Below are 16,739 nucleotides of genomic sequence, written 5' to 3'. Positions count from 1 at the left end.
TTCAGAAAGTACAAGTGTGCGACGCAAGTAAAGCTGCATTTGGTTTTACTGCCGGGCCAAAAAATTAACTAAGCCAGCTCTATTGCCAGAAATGGCGCAGTATGGCTTTCTTTATTGCCTACCATTTTTTCAGGTTGCCCTTCAAACAGCACACGGCCACCGCCATCGCCACCTTCGGGGCCAATATCAATTAAATAATCTGCTACTTTAATTACGTCCAGATTATGTTCAATTACCAATACAGTATTGCCGCGGTCAACCAGTTTATGCACCACATCCAGCAAATGCTGTATATCCTGAAAATGCAGTCCGGTAGTAGGTTCGTCTAAAATATAAAAGGTTTTGCCTGTATCTTTTTTGGCCAGTTCGGTAGCCAGTTTTACACGTTGTGCTTCGCCTCCGCTAAGGGTTACGGCAGACTGGCCAAGGGTAATATAGCCCAGACCAACATCCTGCAATACTTTTATTTTACGATAAATAAAAGGCACCGGTTGAAAGAATTCGCAGGCATCATCCACCGTCATATCCAGCACATCGCTAATGGATTTTCCCTTATATCGTATTTCGAGTGTTTCACGATTATAGCGTTTGCCATTGCATTTTTCGCAATGCACATACACATCGGGTAAAAAATTCATTTCTATTACCCGCATACCACCGCCTTCACACACATCGCAACGACCGGTTTTTACATTAAAAGAAAAACGGCCCGCATTATAGCCTCTTATTTTGGCTTCGGGTACAGCAGCGTAAAGTGTTCTTATTTCAGTAAAAAAGCCACAATAAGTTGCGGGGTTACTCCGCGGCGTGCGGCCAATAGGGCTTTGGTCTATTTCAATTACTTTGTCAATATGCTCCAGCCCGCTAACAGTTTTGTATTCCATTGGGTTGCCCTTGGAATTATAACAATGCTTTGCCAGTAAGGGATACAGCGTTTCGTTGATTAAGGTAGATTTACCGCTACCGCTTACCCCACTTACCACAATTAAAGTACCCAAAGGCAGTTTCACTGAAACGTTTTGCAGGTTATTGCCTTTAGCACCCTTTAGTTCTAAAAATTTACCATTGCCTTTTCTGCGCTCTTTGGGCACGGCTATTTTCTTTTTACCACTTAAGTATTGGGCTGTATCAGAATCAGATGACACTACCTGCTCTGGTGTGCCCTGAGCTACGATAGATCCGCCATATTTACCGGCTTTGGGGCCAATGTCTACCAGGTAATCGGCGGCCATCATAATATCCTTATCATGTTCCACAACCAATACACTGTTACCAATATCCCTTAAGTTTTGTAAGGCGGTTATTAGCCGGTGATTATCCCTTTGATGCAGCCCGATAGAAGGCTCATCCAAAATATAAGTAATGCCCTGCAACTGAGAGCCTATCTGCGTTGCAAGCCGTATGCGCTGCGACTCTCCACCACTTAGGGTTCGAGTTGGTCTGTTTAAGGATAAATAGGTAAGCCCTACATCCAGTAAAAACTGCAGGCGCTCCCTTATTTCTTTCAAAATATCTTTGGCAATAGTGTTTTGTTTATTATTTAACCTTGCTTCAATATCAGCAAACCATACAGCCAGTTTATCCAGGTTAAGGGCACTTAATTCAGCAATATTTTTCTCGTCTATTTTAAACCAAAGACTTTCCTTTTTTAAACGGGTGCCTGCGCAGGTGGGGCAGGTTTTTAGTTCCATAAATTTCTCTACCCATTCCCGCATGGTTTCGGTGCTGCCACTTCCGGTAAACCATCTTTTCAGCATAGGAATGATACCTTCAAATTCTCCTTCGTAGGGGTTGGTGTTGGGTACTTCATCAAAATCGAGCAGGTCCTCTTCAGTAGTACCATTTTCATTGCCATACAACAAAATATTCATGGCTTTGGCAGGCAGGTCTTTCACCGGTTTATCCAAAGCAATTTTATGCTTTTTGGCTAGTTGTGCCACCTGTTTATAAATATATGCTTCGCGTTCTTCGCCCAACGGGGCAATACCACCATCCTGAATGCTTTTGGTATTATCCGGTATCACCGCTTCCATACTTACGCTATACACCGAGCCCAGCCCTTTACAGGTGGGGCAAGCACCATATGGAGAGTTAAATGAAAATGCATTGGGCGATGGTTCCTCGTAACTAATGCCGGTATCCAAACACATTAATTGTTTGCTGTATTGCACCAGCAGGTCATCATTGGTACCGCTATTTTCCTGATCGGCTTCAGTGGATTTTTTTGTTTTTTTTGTGGTGCGGCTTTCGGCCAAACTGGCCATAGGTGTTACCAGTAAAAACATAAGGTCTTTACCCATTTTAAGGGTTTGTTGTACACTTTGGCTAATGCGTACTTTAAACTCATCTTCTACTTTTAAACGGTCTACCACAACCTCAATATCATGAATTTTATAGCGGTCAACCTGCATACGCGGCACCAGGTCTTTTACCTCACCATCTACCCTTACTTTTAAAAACCCTTTTTTACGAATATCTTCAAACAATTCACGGTAATGTCCTTTTCGGCCACGCACCAAAGGTGCCAGTAATTGTATGCGCTGGCCAGGAAATTTCTGAAAAATATTGGTTACAATTTCCTCCTCGCTAAACTTCACCATTTTTTTGCCGGTATTATAGCTATAAGCCTCTCCAATACGGGCATATAATAAGCGCAAAAAATCGTATACTTCGGTAACTGTGCCTACGGTGGAGCGGGGGTTTTTGTTGGTAGTTTTTTGTTCTATGGATATTACCGGACTAAGGCCTGTAATTTTATCTACATCAGGCCTTTCCATATCGCCCATAAACTGGCGGGCATAGGCGCTAAAGCTTTCCATATAGCGGCGCTGGCCTTCATTAAAAATAGTATCAAAAGCAAGAGACGATTTGCCGCTGCCGCTTACACCCGTAAAAACCACCAACCTGTTTTTTGGAATAGCAATATCAATGTTCTTCAGGTTATGCTCCCTTGCGCCAATAACTTCAATTTGTTCTACCGGCTGCATTACTGCGGCTTCGGCTAATTTCTTCTTTGCCATAATTTTTTCCCGGATGGTAAAAGTAGAACAAATGCCTAACTGTTTGGTTGCGAAACACAGTAAAATCATTTTTTTTGAGCCCGGCAAAAAACAAATATGAGGCTTTACTTGCGTCGCACTCTTGTACTCTAGCAATATGGCGGCATGTACAAATCCACAATACCAGTTTTCTGCCGCCCATTGCCCCAACCGATGAAAGGATTGCGACGCAAGCGGCGATGCCACCGGTACTATTGCCGGTATAAAAAAAATATCTACACCAGCCGGCAATAATACTGTCAACAGGCATTTTTAAATTTAAACGATATCTTTAATAAGCAATTTTTGAAACCATTCACCATGCTATTTTTTAACAAGAAAAAAGACTCCTGTACAGTTAAAGACATTGTATTTATGCATAACAATGCTAAATGGGATGCGCTTGCTTTAATGGCAAAAGCCTCGCCATCAACTATTTTTATTTGCTGGTTCGAAACTACCTGCCAACAATTGCAAACTCATTTTACTGCCCAGGGTATAAATACCCAACATATTTTTTTGTACCGTATGGCCAATATAGCAAACACCCGCAATGTAACCGTAGTGTTTGCAGAACATTACCCATTAAGGGCAAAAGAAATGGAATGCTATACCGCGCTGCAATTAACCGAAGCCAGGGTGTACAGCGCATTAGAAGAGCCCTTGTTTGCGCACTTTGGCGGACAAAAAATAATTCACATTTTGCAGCAAACAGGTGTAAATGAAAATGAAGCACTTGAAAACCCCATTATTAGCCGGGCCCTAAAAAATGCGCAGGAAAAACTTGCCGCTACCTTACTAATTGAACAAACTGCCAATTCGCAAAGCGATTGGTTTAAACGAAATGGGCAGCAACCATAAAAAATAATTTTAAAAAATTATTTGGCAGTATCAACATCCTCCTATTACTTTTGCACCAGTTCTTTAAATACTTATCAAGAAAGGCAGAGGGATTTGGCCCGATGAAGCCTTGGCAACCCTTACAGGTCACTCACTTGTAAGAAGGTGCCAACTCCACCCGCACATGCGGGAAGAGATAAGTCAGAGTAAAAGTTTGATTATTTGCGGCGCTATCGCTAAACATATTAAGCTCATCTGACTTACCAGATGAGCTTTTTTTATGCTCATTCCGGTAAGATTTGCCCTCCTGATAAGTGCTTTGGAACATGTTTATTCAACATTTCATCAAACTAAAAAACATTTAAGATGAGCACAGCAACACAAATTATTCACAGCATTCCCGCAGATCCGTTAACCGGTGCTATAGCAGTACCTATTTACCAAACCAGTACGTTTATTCAGGATGCACCCGGCGTAAACAAAGGGTACGATTATGCCCGCAGCAATAACCCCACCAGGGCTACCTTAGAAACCATTATTGCCCAGTTGGAAGAAGGCAGCACCGGTATTGCATTTGGCAGCGGTTTAGCCGCCATTGATGCCGTAGTTAAACTGCTAAAAAGCGGAGATGAAATACTGGCTGTAGACGATATTTATGGAGGTGCCTTTCGTCTGTTTACTCATATTTACGAAAAGTTTGGCATTAGCGTTAATTATACCGATACCACTAATGTAGAAAATGTATTTAATGCCGTAACACCAAATACAAAGCTTATCTGGATAGAAACGCCCACCAATCCAACACTAAAAATTTCTGATATTGCCGCCATTGCAAAAGTGGCAAAAGCCCATGGCTGTTTACTTTGCGTGGATAATACTTTTGCATCACCCGCCCTGCAAAAGCCTCTTACGCTGGGAGCTGATATTGTAGTTCACTCCGCCACCAAATACCTTGGCGGCCATAGCGACCTGATTGCAGGGTTGATAGTATCCAAAGACAAAGCCATTGGTGAAAAATTAAAATTTATACAAAATGCCACCGGTGCCATTCTTGCACCTTTTGACAGCTGGCTGGTAATAAGGGGCATTGAAACTTTAACGCTTCGGGTAAAACAACATGGCATTAATGCTCAGGCAGTGGCAGAATTTCTGGAACAACATCCTGCCGTAGATAAAGTGTATTATCCCGGTTTACCATCGCATGTAAACCATGATATAGCCAAACGTCAGGCAAAGGGTTTTGGCGGTGTGGTATCTTTTACATTGAAAAACGATAGCGAAGCTGCCGCCATCAGCTTTGTAACCAATACCAAATTATTTAAACTGGCAGAAAGCCTGGGAGGTGTGAAAAGCCTTTTATGCCACCCGGCTAATATGACGCACAAATCTATACCAGCCGAAAAACGCAGAAATGCAGGTGTTGCCGATAGCTTAATACGCTTATCTGTTGGGTTGGAAGAAGTAGAGGACCTGATAAATGACCTGGAACAAAGTTTTGAAGCACTAAAAAACAATGCTTTAATTGAAAACCAAGCAGCGATATTTAACAATTAATATCAATTATACACAACAAATATTTGCAAAGAAGCATTAATAGTCTATTAAATTTGTAGGAAATAAAAAATGAAACAACCAGCAAACATCTTTATATACAATTCTGTTACCTCATTAGGTACTGATTGCTGTTGTGGCTGGCGTTAACACCTGCCACCATTTTATGCTGTAACAGCATAGTCAACTCCACAAATTTCTTTTACACAATAATTAAAACAGTTAAAAAAAATCTATCATGAGCTTACATTTTGAAACACTTCAGTTACATGCAGGTCAGCAAATAGACCCCACTACCAAAAGCCGTGCGGTGCCTATTTATCAAACCACTTCTTATGGGTTTAACAATGCAGAACATGCTGCCAATTTATTTGGCCTTCGTGAATTTGGCAATATTTATACCCGTATTATGAACCCCACCACCGATGTATTTGAACAACGCATTGCAGCACTGGAAGGTGGCGTAGCTGCAGTAGCAACCGCATCGGGGCAGGCTGCACAATTTTTAGCGCTTACCAATATTTTAAGTGCCGGCGATAATTTTGTTTCTACCTCATTTTTATATGGTGGTACTTATAACCAATTTAAAGTAGCATTTAAACGCCTGGGTATTGAAGCACGTTTTGCCAATGGTGATGAAGTGGCCAGTTTTGAGCCATTAATTGATGCCAATACCAAAGCCATTTATATAGAATCTATCGGTAACCCACGTTTAAATATTCCTGATTTTGAAGCTTTGATTGCATTGGCTAAAAAACACGATTTACCTGTTATTGTTGATAATACTTTTGGTGCCGGAGGTTATTTATGCCGCCCACTTGCATTAGGTGCCAATATTGTTGTAGAAAGCGCTACCAAATGGATTGGCGGCCATGGCACTTCTATTGGTGGTGTTATTGTTGATGGAGGTAATTATAATTGGGGCAATGGTAAATTCCCACAGTTTACCGAGCCATCAGAAGGTTACCATGGCCTAAAGTTTTGGGATGTATTTGGCGAAGGCAACCCACTGGGTTTACCCAATATAGCATTTGCCATACGTGCAAGGGTAGAAGGATTAAGAGACCTGGGATCTTCACAAAGCCCATTTAATTCCTTCTTATTATTACAAGGTTTGGAAACACTTTCTTTAAGAGTAGAAAGACATGCACAAAACGCACTGGCATTAGCGCAGTGGTTAGAACAACACCCATCAGTAGAGTATGTTTGGTACCCGGGCCTTAGCAGCAGCCCTTACCACGATTTGGCCAAAAAATATTTAACCAATGGATTTGGCGGTGTACTACAATTTGGTATTAAAGGTGGTAAAGAAAATGCCGCTGCCTTTATTAATGAGTTAAAACTAGCGAGTCATTTAGCCAATGTGGGCGATGCAAAAACGCTGGTAATTAATCCTGCATCTACCACACACGAGCAATTAAGCGAAGCAGAACAAATTGCTGCCGGCGTATTGCCCAATCAAATAAGGGTAAGTGTGGGTATTGAGCATATTGATGATATAAAAGCAGATTTTCAACAGGCTTTTGATAAGGTACATGCAGCATAATTAGCTGTTTTTGTTGGCCAGGCAATGGCATCTTTAATCAGCTGAACTTGCGTCGCACTCTTCGGGGTTCGGGTTTTATGGCAACAAAAAAATACAAAAAGCAATTCTCCTGGTACAAAACAGGAGAATTGCTTTTGCCGTATCAGCAAGACCCAGATTTTAATGGCAGAACATAAAAAATAAATTTTGCAACCACAGATTTTCACATATCCAACAACCTTCTATCTCGAAAGTGGCAAAAGCTTGCCGGGTATACATTTGGCCTATACCATTCAAGGTCAGTTAAATGCAACCAAGAGCAATGTTGTTTGGATTTTTCATGCGCTTACCGGTAATAGTAACCCCGCCGAATGGTGGCCCGGTCTGGTTGGCGACAATAAGCTTTTTGATCCGGAAAAATATTGTATTATTTGCGTAAACATGCCCAATAGCTGTTATGGCAGTATTGGCCCATTGGATATTGACAGTACTACCGGACAACCATTTTATCACCATTTTCCGTTGTTTACCACAAGGGATATGGTAAAAGCTTACCGCCATTTAAAAGATGCACTGGGTATAGAAAAAATCCATATTGGAATTGGCGGTTCAATGGGCGGGCAGCAATTGCTGGAATGGGCCATTGAGGAACCCAATTTATTTGAATACATTTTTCCCATTGCCACCAATGCAGAGCATTCGCCATGGGGTATTGCTTTTAATGCATCACAAAGAATGTGTATTGAAAATGATGCCACCTGGCAACAGTCGCAACGCGAAGCGGGGATTAACGGAATGAAAGTAGCCCGTTCACTGGCATTGATTTCGTACCGGCATTATGAAGCTTATCATAAATCGCAACATGGTTTTACCATTGAAACCGAAGGCGCTACTATTGATAAGCAAAAATTTAAAGCTGAAACCTACCAGCAATACCAGGGCGAAAAACTGGCACGAAGATTTAATGCTTTTAGTTATCATTTATTAACGCAGGCCATGGATAAACACAATGTTGGCCGTGGCCGCGATGCAGTGCGTGCAGCCTTGCAAAGCATAAAAGCAAAAGCACTGGTAATAAGCATTTCATCGGATATGTTATTCCCTACCAGTGAACAGGAATTGCTGGCGGCATATATACCCAATGCAAAACTGGCGGTAATAGATTCGTATTATGGCCATGATGGCTTTTTACTGGAATATGAAACATTAGAAACCCTGATAAAAGATTTTATTGCATAACGCAATCCGGCTGTTAAAAGCTGCCATTTGATACAGGCGTACAAGTGTGCGACGCAAGGATGCTGGATAACAGCTTTACCGCCGGGCTAATAATTAGAACTGCAAAAAACAATAATTATAAAGAGATGAGTACTGATAAAAAATTAGTGATTGGCTTATTTGGCTTTGGTGTGGTGGGCGAAGGTTTGTATAAGGTATTGCAACAAACACCATCGTTAAGTGCTGAGATTAGAAGGGTTTGTATTAAGCACCCCGGCAAAAAAAGAAATGCACCAGACAGCTTGTTTACCACAGATAAAAATGTGCTGTTAAACGATGCGGAAATTAATGTAATTGTAGAAGTAATAGACGACTCTGCAGCGGCATTTGATATTGTAAGCACAGCATTTAAAAATGGTAAAGCCGTAGTAAGTGCCAGCAAAAAAATGATTGCAGAACATTTGCCGGAGATACTGCAATTTCAAAAGGAAACCGGTTTGCCTTTTTTATGCGAAGCAGCAGCCTGCGCATCGATACCTGTAATTAGAAATCTGGAAGAATATTATGATAACGATTTACTGCATGGCATTAAAGCCATTGTAAATGGTTCTACCAATTTTATACTTACCAAAATGTTTGAGGAGAAATTGCCTTATAATGAAGCATTACTGCTGGCACAACAGCTGGGTTTTGCAGAAAGCAATCCTACTTTGGATGTAGAGGGCTATGACTCGGTAAATAAATGGGCCATATTATTAAACCATGCTTATGGTATTGTAAAAAGTGCGGATGATATTTTGTTTACCGGCATTCAAAATATACAGGCCGGCGATGCAGCTGTAGCCAAACAAAAAAGTTATGAAATAAAACTGGTGGCACAGGCACGTAAACTGCAAAATGGTAAGGTAGCCGCTTTTGTATTACCACAGTTTGTTACATTGGATGATCATTTAAGTTTTGTAAAAAATGAATACAATGGGGTGGTAATAGAAAGTGGATTCTCGGACAAGCAATTTTTTTATGGCAAGGGTGCGGGAAGTTTCCCTACTGCATCGGCAGTGCTTAGCGATATTTCGGCATTGCGCTACGATTACCATTATGAATACAAGAAATTGTATTACCATACACCAGGAGAACTATCTACCGATTTTTATTTAAAAACCTATATTAGTTTTAACCAGCTTTCTGAAGTACCAAAAGAAGATTTTGAATGGATTGAAGAATGGCATAGCGGGCAGGACAGAAGTTATTTTGCCGGTGTTATACATTTTGAAAAACTGGTTCAAAACAAATGGTGGAAACAACATGGCATTTCGTTAATTCTAATGCCAGAGCCAATTATAGAAGATGTAGAAATACGTAAGCTAAAGAAAAGAAGCCTGGAGCTGGCTGGTATTTTATAATTATCTTTATTTCTTTTTTAGCCTTGCTCTTTTATTAGAGCGGGGCTTTTTTATTGTAGCAACCGCCTTAATTGTTATTGATTACAAATACTCATTGTCACAAAATGAAATAAATAAAATGAAGTGTTGATTAAAGGCTATTGACTGCAATTGTTTTGAATTTATCGCAGGGATCACGCCGGATTATTGTTATTATCCTGATTGGCAATGGGAGCTTTGTATACCCAAAATACGCCAATGGTAGAAATAAAAACAGTAATTAAATAAAACAAAAGACTGATACAAACACTTTCTTCCTGGTTTAAAAGAAACTGAGTGCTGCCCCAAATAAAAACTACTTCCCTGGCGCCTAAACCACCAATGGTAAATGGCAATATAGCTACTATAGAGGACAACAGAAATATTAGAATATATGGCGAAGAATGATTGTACAAATGCAGTGATTGCATGATGCTGTATGCACATAATACCTGTAAACCCTGTACCAGTAAACCCATCCAGAAGGTGGACCAAAAACCCTTAATAAAAGAAGGGAAAAATTTATTTACCACTACATAATATAAACCAATACACGGCAGTATGGCCAATACCAGTAACAAAGCATATTGCCCGCCACTATACACCGCATAATAATACAGCGCTGCCAAAACAGCCAATCCGGCCACGCCGCTTATGCGATCGAGTAAAACGGCGGCAGTGAGCAATTTTGCGGGCTGATGGTGGGTTTTGGTTAAAAGAATCACCTTATATGCATCTCCACCAATACCCCCCGGCAAAAACAAATTATAAAACATACCCAGCCAATACAATTGCAGGTTAGTTTTTTGGCTAAGCTGCAGCTGCATATTTTTAAAATATATGTTAAGCCTACATGCAGCAACTATTTTAGAACCAGCAAATAAAATGGTAGCCACCAGCAGCCAAAATATATTAGCCCTTTGCAGGGTTTGCCAGCTCTTACTCCAATCTATTTTATTGCTAACATACCATAAGCACAAGCCGGTAACCATTAGTTTTATGAACAACTTTAACCAGGAAGGCAACTTGCTTACTGAAGACATGTATGGCTGTTGAATTTAATTTAAAACGGGCTGCTTAAATACATTTCTAACCTGATAAGTTTTTTTATTACCCGATTCGTAATAGGTGCGCATACTTACTTCGGCCAAAATACCGATGGTAATAAGTTGTATGCCGCCCAATAATAAAATCATACCCAAAAGTAGCAAGGGCTTACCCCAAATATCCTGCCCCATTATTTTTAATACCAGCATGTACAGGTTGATAAGTATACCAAAGAATAAACTTACAAAACCCATTGTACCAAACAAGTGCATCGGCTTTTGGCTATAACGCCTGAAGAATACCATGGTTACCAGGTCACTCATTACCCTGAATGTACGGCCCAGCCCATATTTGGATTTACCAAACTGGCGTGGATGATGTTTTACATCTACCTGCACAATTCTGGCGCCTTGCATACTGGCCAGTACTGGAATAAAACGGTGCAACTCACCATATAAACCAAGGTCTTCGGCTATTTCGCGTTTAAATATTTTTAGGGTGCAGCCATAATCCTGAAAATACACTTTGGTCATATTTCTAATAATGGCATTGGCAATTTTACTGGGTACTTTACGCAAAAACATGCCGTCTTTTCTGTTTTTACGGTTACCGGCTACCACATCCCAATCCTCCTCTTTTAGTTTGTGCAGCATCATGGGAATATCGGTGGGGTCGTTTTGCAGGTCGCCATCAATTAAGGCAATATACTTTCCGGTGCTATAATCAATACCCGCCGCCATGGCCGTACTTTGACCATAGTTTTTGCGGAGTTCTACCAGCACAATCCTATCGCTAACCACTTCTTTAATTCTTTTACGGGTGGCATCAATAGAGCCATCATCAACAAAAACCACTTCATAATCTATGCCTTGCAAGGCATTATCAATAGCCGCTACCAGGGGGTGAATATTGTCCTCCTCGTTCATTACGGTTACCACAACTGAAAGTTCACGCATATAATTAATTTGCCATGCAAAAGTAAGTAAATAGGCCAAAGCGTTGTATACAGCTGCTTTTAAAGGCAGTATTATGTTACCGGCGGCATTGCTATTGGCAACTTTACTTGCCACGCTCGGTTCAGGGTTCGGGTTTTATGGCGGCACTTTAAAAGGCAAAAAATATAAAAGATAATAAAAAATTAAACTACTGTTTTGATACACAGCATAACGTGCTTTTGCCGCCATATCATCCAACCGTACAAGAGTGCGACGCAAGGGATGTTCAATTATTGTTTTACTGCCGGGTTCATAAAAAATGAAAGCTTATATCCGCATTCAAGGCCCTTTATCACAGAGTTATACCTACTTAAAAGCCTTTATATTAGATTTGTAAAAAATTAATCTGTGTTAAATAACCATACATATAAACCATATTATTTCTGGGGTTTAATGGCCATAATGGCCTATTTACTGCTGTTTAGGCTGGGGGCAACACCCATTTACATTTTAGACGAAGCCAAAAATGCAGAATGTGCCCGTGAAATGATGCAGCAACACAATTATATAGTACCCACTTTTAACGGTGAGCTACGTACTGATAAACCGCCCCTGCATTATTTTTTTATGATGGCCGCCTATAGCATTTTTGGCACTACGGCATTTGCGGCTCGTTTTTTCTCGGCCATTATGGGTTTGCTTACTGTTTTAATAACTTATTATTATACCAAAAGGCTGCTGAATGCATTTGCAGCATTTTGTACTGCAGCCATATTGGTAAGCAGTACCCATTTTTTATTTGAGTTTCGCCTCTCGGTACCCGACCCCTATCTTATTTTTTTTATTACGCTGGGGTTGTTTAGTGCTTTTACCTGGCTTACAGAAAAAAGCATAGCACAATTGTATATTGCCGCTATTGCCCTGGCATTGGCCACCCTGGCCAAAGGCCCCGTAGCTATTGCTTTGCCGGGTTTATGCATTTTACTTTGGGCTGCCTGGCAAAAAAAATGGAGTACTGTTTTCACCTGGCATTTAATACCTGCAGGCATATTATTGCTGGCCATTGCTGCACCCTGGTATATTGCAGTAGACCGCGCCACCAATGGCGAATGGACCCGCGGCTTTTTTATTGACAATAACCTGAATCGATTTTCTGATCCTCAGGAAGGGCATGGTGGTTTTTTCTTACTTACCCTGCTGTTTTTTGTAATAGGCCTGTTGCCCTTTATTAGTTTTATTGGGGAGGTAATAAATAAAAGGTGGAAAGTATTTAATAAAAACTTAGTTCGGTTTAGCAGCATTGTGGTGCTTGCGTTTCTGGTATTCTTTAGTATTGCCAGAACTAAATTGCCCAATTATGCCATGCCATGTTATCCTTTTGCAGCTATTATATTGGGTAACTATTTAGCATTACTACTAAACAGGGATATTAGTGGCAAAAAATACCCATTTTATATCTTAATTGTTGTTACGCTTATCATACCTGTGGCTGGCTATTTTGCCATTGCCCAGGAAGCAGAAGCAGCCCATATAAATTGGGTAGCATTATTACTATTGGCCACACCATTGTTATTTATTGCATCGCTATTTATTGAAACACGCTGGCAGCGCAAGTTTAAAATAATTATTGTGTGTTATTGCATCTTTAATGGTATTGGTTTACACCTGTTATACCCTACCCTGTATGGACAAAACCCCGTATCTAAGACCATTGATATGGTTAAAAAACAACCCAATATTTTGTGTTATAATATTTACAATCCGGGGTACCGGTTTTATCTGGATAAAAATGTTCCCCGTGCATTTAATATACCCACCCTGCAACATTGGATGGATAGCACCGGCAGTGGTATAATTATTACCCGTACCGATTTTCTGGATTCGCTAAAAACATTGCCCCTAACTGAAATTGCACGGCATCACGACATATTTGAATTGCCTACTACCGTAATATTGCAATACCATGATGTACGACCTTAATATTAAAAATTTTAGGGCAGGCGCAATTATTGCCGGTATTGCCGCCATAATTTTAATTGCCTTCAACTTTATAATAGGCAAAGAGCAATTTTTTCTTTTACTAAATAATAACCTGGGCAGTTTTGCTGATTATTTTTTTGCAGCCTATACGTATTTGGGCGATTCCATTCTGTGGCCGATAGTATTGGCCATAGTAATTTTTGTTTTAAAAAGAAAAGATGTTATTGCATTATTAATCAGCTGTTTTATTGTCATAACCTTGCTTACACAAGTATGTAAATACATAATAGTTCCAAATGCCCCAAGACCCATAAAAGCCATTGCCGATATTAGCCTTATCCATACCGTGCCCGGCGTAGAAATGCATACCATATCCAGCTTCCCCTCGGGGCATACGGCTACTGCATTTAGTTTTTACTTGCTTTTTTGTGTGTTACTTAAAAAAAACTGGTGGGTAACGGTGGGCTTTCTGGCAGCTTTGGGTGTGGGATATTCCAGAATTTACCTGGCCCAGCATTTTCCTATTGATGTTGGCGCAGGCATTATAACTGGTATTATTTCAGTGGCCGCGGCCATTCAGTTTCAACGCTATTGGTGGAAAAGAAAAGTAAAAGTATAGCTATTTTTAGAGCCCGGCTGCATCTATGCATATGGCTTTTCTTGCGTCGCACACTTGTACGGCAACAAAAAAATCAGCAGTTAATATTTTGTATGTGTAAATTGCTATTTATATGAAAGAACAACCACTGTCACCGGAAAAATATATACAAACAAGGGCCAGAAATTTGCCCATTTATAAATGTTATATTAACGAGGATTGGAACGATGCCAAACTGGCCAATATTATCGTCATGCGCCAGCATAGCAACGAGAATATTACCGCCGGTGTATTTCTTATCGATCTGCTTTGTCTGGGCATAAAAGAATGCGATTATATTTTTAATACCCCGCTGGAGGAGCTGAACAATGTATCGGCAATGGGATTAATAGAAACCGATTACAATACCGCACATAACGTAATTTATGCAGGCCACGATTTTGCTTTGCATTTTGAAATTAGTCCGCATAAAGATTTTGAAATAGCCAAATACATACTGGAAGACGACGATGATAGTATTCCGCTGATGGATATTGCTGTTGGCGATGAAGAAGGCAACCCCTATTTATTGGTAAATGAAGACTATAACTACAAACCCATTTTAGCCAAACTGGAAAAGCATGCTGGCAGGGACAATTTTTCTTTTTCATTTGAAGAAGATATGGATGATTATGACGAATCAGAGGAGGAGGAAGATGATGAATGGGATATGGATGATGATGAGCTAAATGAAGAAGATTTTAATGAAATAGAAGATGGCTTTATAGATTTTAATATACTCAAAGCCTATCAAACTGAATTACTGGAAGATATACTGGAATTGAATGCAAGAAGTGCTACAGACAATCTGATGATAAAAACTGAATTGTTATTAAGGAAACTGGAAGAAACAGCACCCGATTTAATTCCCAAAATTGATGCACTTTTATCTTCCCAGGAATATAAGATATTTCATAATAAAATAGAAGAAAGCCAACGGCTGGCAGACATGAATAATGATGCAGACGAAGCGGTTTTTGAGGCGCTTAAGAAAATATCGGCCAGGCAGGAGCCAAATGCAATAGCGGCAGAATCTTTTTATAAACTGTTCACGAAAAACGCTTCAAACGAATTAAGCACCTATCTGCTTTTTCAAACAGTACCCCTACCCTTTATATTAATGAACTTAAATGCACTGGAAGAAAATATGCACCAATATTTACCTGCCGGGCAAATGTTATTGGCATTTTACAGTTTACTAAAACATGAAACGGTACTGCCTCAATTCAATTTTTTAATACAGGCAACGCAGGTGCAGGAAGCCTACCCTGCACATAAAAACCTACATTCATTACACTATAAATGTTTCTGGATATTTAAAGCTTTATACGCCATTAAGCAAAACAAAGCCGAGGACATTTTTTATTATCATAGCCTGCTTAGCATTTGCGGAATTGGGGGCGATGTAAAATACATGTACGCCATACAACTTTCCAAATGGCTTAAAGCATATTTAAACATTACAGACGAGGATAATCCCTTTGCTGACGATGATGAGGATGATGACCTTTTTACAGATGACGAACAGGATTAATACACGCCCAAAATAGTAACCCTTTTTTGCGGGTAAATAATTTGCTGAGCCGCATTCCAACCCCTGAAGTGTGCGACGCAAGTAAAGCCGCCATATGCAACAATTGCAGGGCTAATAATCCTTTTGAATAAGTGTGGCGTATTATGTTTAATGCGCCATATCGCCACCATCTTCGGATTGCGCTTGCTCTGTAAGCCTTGGCGCATGCAGCTTAACCACATTTTTTTGCTTTTTGCGAATGCGCATGTTTAACAACTCTACGCCAAAAGAAAAAGCCATGGCAACATAAATATAGGTTTTGTCAATATGGCTATGGTGTATGGGTTCTAGTCCTTCGAAAAATAAACTAAAACCCACCATTAATAAAAAGGAAAGTGCCAGCATTTTTAGTGTTGGATGTTTGTCAATAAAACTGGCAATATTTTGTGAGAAGAAAAACATAATTACCATGGCTATAGAAACAGCAATAATCATTACTTCTACATGCTGCGCAAGTCCGATAGCTGTAATAATACTGTCAAAAGAAAAAACCATGTCTACAATTACAATCTGCGAAACAATGGCGCCAAATGCACCTGCACTTTTTTTATAATCAGTTACCGCTTCATCGCCTTCCAGCTTTTCGTGAATTTCTTTTACCGTTTTATATAGCAGAAAAATACCACCGGCAAACATGATACAGTTACGCAGGTTAAAAGGGTAATGCACACTATTAAAGGTAAAACCAAACAATTCTTTGCTGCCATTATTTACCAGCCAGCCCAGGCCCATCAGCAAGCCAATACGTACTACAATACCAGCAAACATCCATACGCGGCGGGCATTTAATTTTTGTTTGGCCTCGTTTAAACGACCAATCAGTATGGAAACAAAAATTACATTATCTATACCCAATACAATTTCAAGAATGGTTAAGGTTAACAAACTAATTAATGCATCTGCCGTAAAAAGATTTTCCATAATTTTTATTTAGCTTTCTGTTTTGGTTGATTGTAATCAATTATCATTAATGC

The 16,739-nt window shown here is 40.0% G+C and carries 12 protein-coding genes and 1 riboswitch; of the genes, 8 read left to right on the top strand and 4 right to left on the bottom strand.

Features of this window, described 5'->3' with window-relative positions:
• Positions 1 to 68: 68 nt before the first annotated feature.
• A complete protein-coding gene (gene uvrA / locus GD597_RS12815) occupies positions 69 to 3,020 on the bottom strand; it encodes an excinuclease ABC subunit UvrA (RefSeq protein WP_235954291.1) in 2,952 nt (983 codons plus the stop codon).
• A 339-nt stretch (positions 3,021 to 3,359) separates the two neighbouring features.
• Between uvrA and GD597_RS12810 the strand changes: the two genes are divergently transcribed.
• The 5 genes from GD597_RS12810 to GD597_RS12790 all read left to right on the top strand — a co-directional run bounded on the left by GD597_RS12810 (position 3,360) and on the right by GD597_RS12790 (position 9,575).
• Positions 3,360 to 3,899: a hypothetical protein gene (locus GD597_RS12810; RefSeq protein ID WP_171608263.1), complete on the top strand. Its 540-nt coding sequence runs from the start codon at positions 3,360 to 3,362 to the stop codon at positions 3,897 to 3,899.
• A 68-nt stretch (positions 3,900 to 3,967) separates the two neighbouring features.
• Positions 3,968 to 4,081, top strand: a riboswitch (SAM riboswitch).
• Positions 4,082 to 4,244: 163 nt separating this feature from the next.
• On the top strand, positions 4,245 to 5,432 hold the full coding sequence (locus tag GD597_RS12805; protein WP_171608262.1) for a trans-sulfuration enzyme family protein: 1,188 nt from the start codon (positions 4,245 to 4,247) through the stop codon (positions 5,430 to 5,432).
• A gap of 235 nt (positions 5,433 to 5,667) precedes the next feature.
• The gene (locus GD597_RS12800) at positions 5,668 to 6,975 is read left to right on the top strand and encodes an O-acetylhomoserine aminocarboxypropyltransferase/cysteine synthase family protein (protein ID WP_171608261.1); all 1,308 of its coding nucleotides are present in this window, start codon (positions 5,668 to 5,670) and stop codon (positions 6,973 to 6,975) included.
• A gap of 186 nt (positions 6,976 to 7,161) precedes the next feature.
• Complete coding sequence (locus GD597_RS12795; protein ID WP_171608260.1) at positions 7,162 to 8,193, top strand: homoserine O-acetyltransferase family protein; 1,032 nt, start codon at positions 7,162 to 7,164, stop codon at positions 8,191 to 8,193.
• A gap of 125 nt (positions 8,194 to 8,318) precedes the next feature.
• Entirely contained in the window at positions 8,319 to 9,575 is a 1,257-nt protein-coding gene (locus tag GD597_RS12790) for a homoserine dehydrogenase (protein ID WP_171608259.1), read from the top strand.
• Between the two features lie 173 nt (positions 9,576 to 9,748).
• Here the strand turns inward: GD597_RS12790 and GD597_RS12785 are convergent, their stop codons facing one another.
• Both GD597_RS12785 and GD597_RS12780 read right to left on the bottom strand, forming a co-directional pair.
• Positions 9,749 to 10,636 (bottom strand): lysylphosphatidylglycerol synthase transmembrane domain-containing protein, encoded by an 888-nt coding sequence (locus GD597_RS12785; protein WP_171608258.1) that lies wholly within the window; start codon positions 10,634 to 10,636, stop codon positions 9,749 to 9,751.
• Between the two features lie 15 nt (positions 10,637 to 10,651).
• Complete coding sequence (locus tag GD597_RS12780; protein ID WP_171608257.1) at positions 10,652 to 11,596, bottom strand: glycosyltransferase family 2 protein; 945 nt, start codon at positions 11,594 to 11,596, stop codon at positions 10,652 to 10,654.
• Between the two features lie 387 nt (positions 11,597 to 11,983).
• Here GD597_RS12780 and GD597_RS12775 point away from each other — a divergent pair, with 387 nt between their 5' ends.
• The 3 genes from GD597_RS12775 (at position 11,984) to GD597_RS12765 (ending at position 15,726) form a co-directional block, all read left to right on the top strand.
• Positions 11,984 to 13,555: an ArnT family glycosyltransferase gene (locus GD597_RS12775; protein WP_171608256.1), complete on the top strand. Its 1,572-nt coding sequence runs from the start codon at positions 11,984 to 11,986 to the stop codon at positions 13,553 to 13,555.
• On the top strand, positions 13,539 to 14,174 hold the full coding sequence (locus GD597_RS12770) for a phosphatase PAP2 family protein (RefSeq protein ID WP_171608255.1): 636 nt from the start codon (positions 13,539 to 13,541) through the stop codon (positions 14,172 to 14,174). Before GD597_RS12775 ends, GD597_RS12770 begins: the two co-directional genes overlap by 17 nt.
• Before the next feature lie 112 nt (positions 14,175 to 14,286).
• Complete coding sequence (locus GD597_RS12765; RefSeq protein WP_171608254.1) at positions 14,287 to 15,726, top strand: hypothetical protein; 1,440 nt, start codon at positions 14,287 to 14,289, stop codon at positions 15,724 to 15,726.
• A gap of 147 nt (positions 15,727 to 15,873) precedes the next feature.
• On the opposite strand, the gene GD597_RS12760 is transcribed toward GD597_RS12765, so the two are convergent.
• Positions 15,874 to 16,686 (bottom strand): TerC family protein, encoded by an 813-nt coding sequence (locus GD597_RS12760; RefSeq protein WP_171608253.1) that lies wholly within the window; start codon positions 16,684 to 16,686, stop codon positions 15,874 to 15,876.
• Between the last annotated feature and the right edge of the window lie 53 nt (positions 16,687 to 16,739).

This window comes from Limnovirga soli (genome assembly GCF_013106755.1).
Lineage (GTDB): Bacteria > Bacteroidota > Bacteroidia > Chitinophagales > Chitinophagaceae > Limnovirga > Limnovirga soli.
The sequence above is the reverse complement of the archived record's forward strand: the minus strand, read 5'-3'. Positions and strand labels throughout refer to the sequence as shown.

Excerpts from the sequence above, each read along its gene's own strand:
- uvrA (WP_235954291.1), bottom strand. The coding sequence starts at position 3,020 with ATGGCAAAGAAGAAATTAGCCGAAGCCGCAGTAATGCAGCCGGTAGAA.
- GD597_RS12810 (WP_171608263.1), top strand. The coding sequence starts at position 3,360 with ATGCTATTTTTTAACAAGAAAAAAGACTCCTGTACAGTTAAAGACATT.
- GD597_RS12805 (WP_171608262.1), top strand. The coding sequence starts at position 4,245 with ATGAGCACAGCAACACAAATTATTCACAGCATTCCCGCAGATCCGTTA.
- GD597_RS12800 (WP_171608261.1), top strand. The coding sequence starts at position 5,668 with ATGAGCTTACATTTTGAAACACTTCAGTTACATGCAGGTCAGCAAATA.
- GD597_RS12790 (WP_171608259.1), top strand. The coding sequence starts at position 8,319 with ATGAGTACTGATAAAAAATTAGTGATTGGCTTATTTGGCTTTGGTGTG.
- GD597_RS12785 (WP_171608258.1), bottom strand. The coding sequence starts at position 10,636 with ATGTCTTCAGTAAGCAAGTTGCCTTCCTGGTTAAAGTTGTTCATAAAA.
- GD597_RS12780 (WP_171608257.1), bottom strand. The coding sequence starts at position 11,596 with ATGCGTGAACTTTCAGTTGTGGTAACCGTAATGAACGAGGAGGACAAT.
- GD597_RS12770 (WP_171608255.1), top strand. The coding sequence starts at position 13,539 with ATGATGTACGACCTTAATATTAAAAATTTTAGGGCAGGCGCAATTATT.
- GD597_RS12765 (WP_171608254.1), top strand. The coding sequence starts at position 14,287 with ATGAAAGAACAACCACTGTCACCGGAAAAATATATACAAACAAGGGCC.
- GD597_RS12760 (WP_171608253.1), bottom strand. The coding sequence starts at position 16,686 with ATGGAAAATCTTTTTACGGCAGATGCATTAATTAGTTTGTTAACCTTA.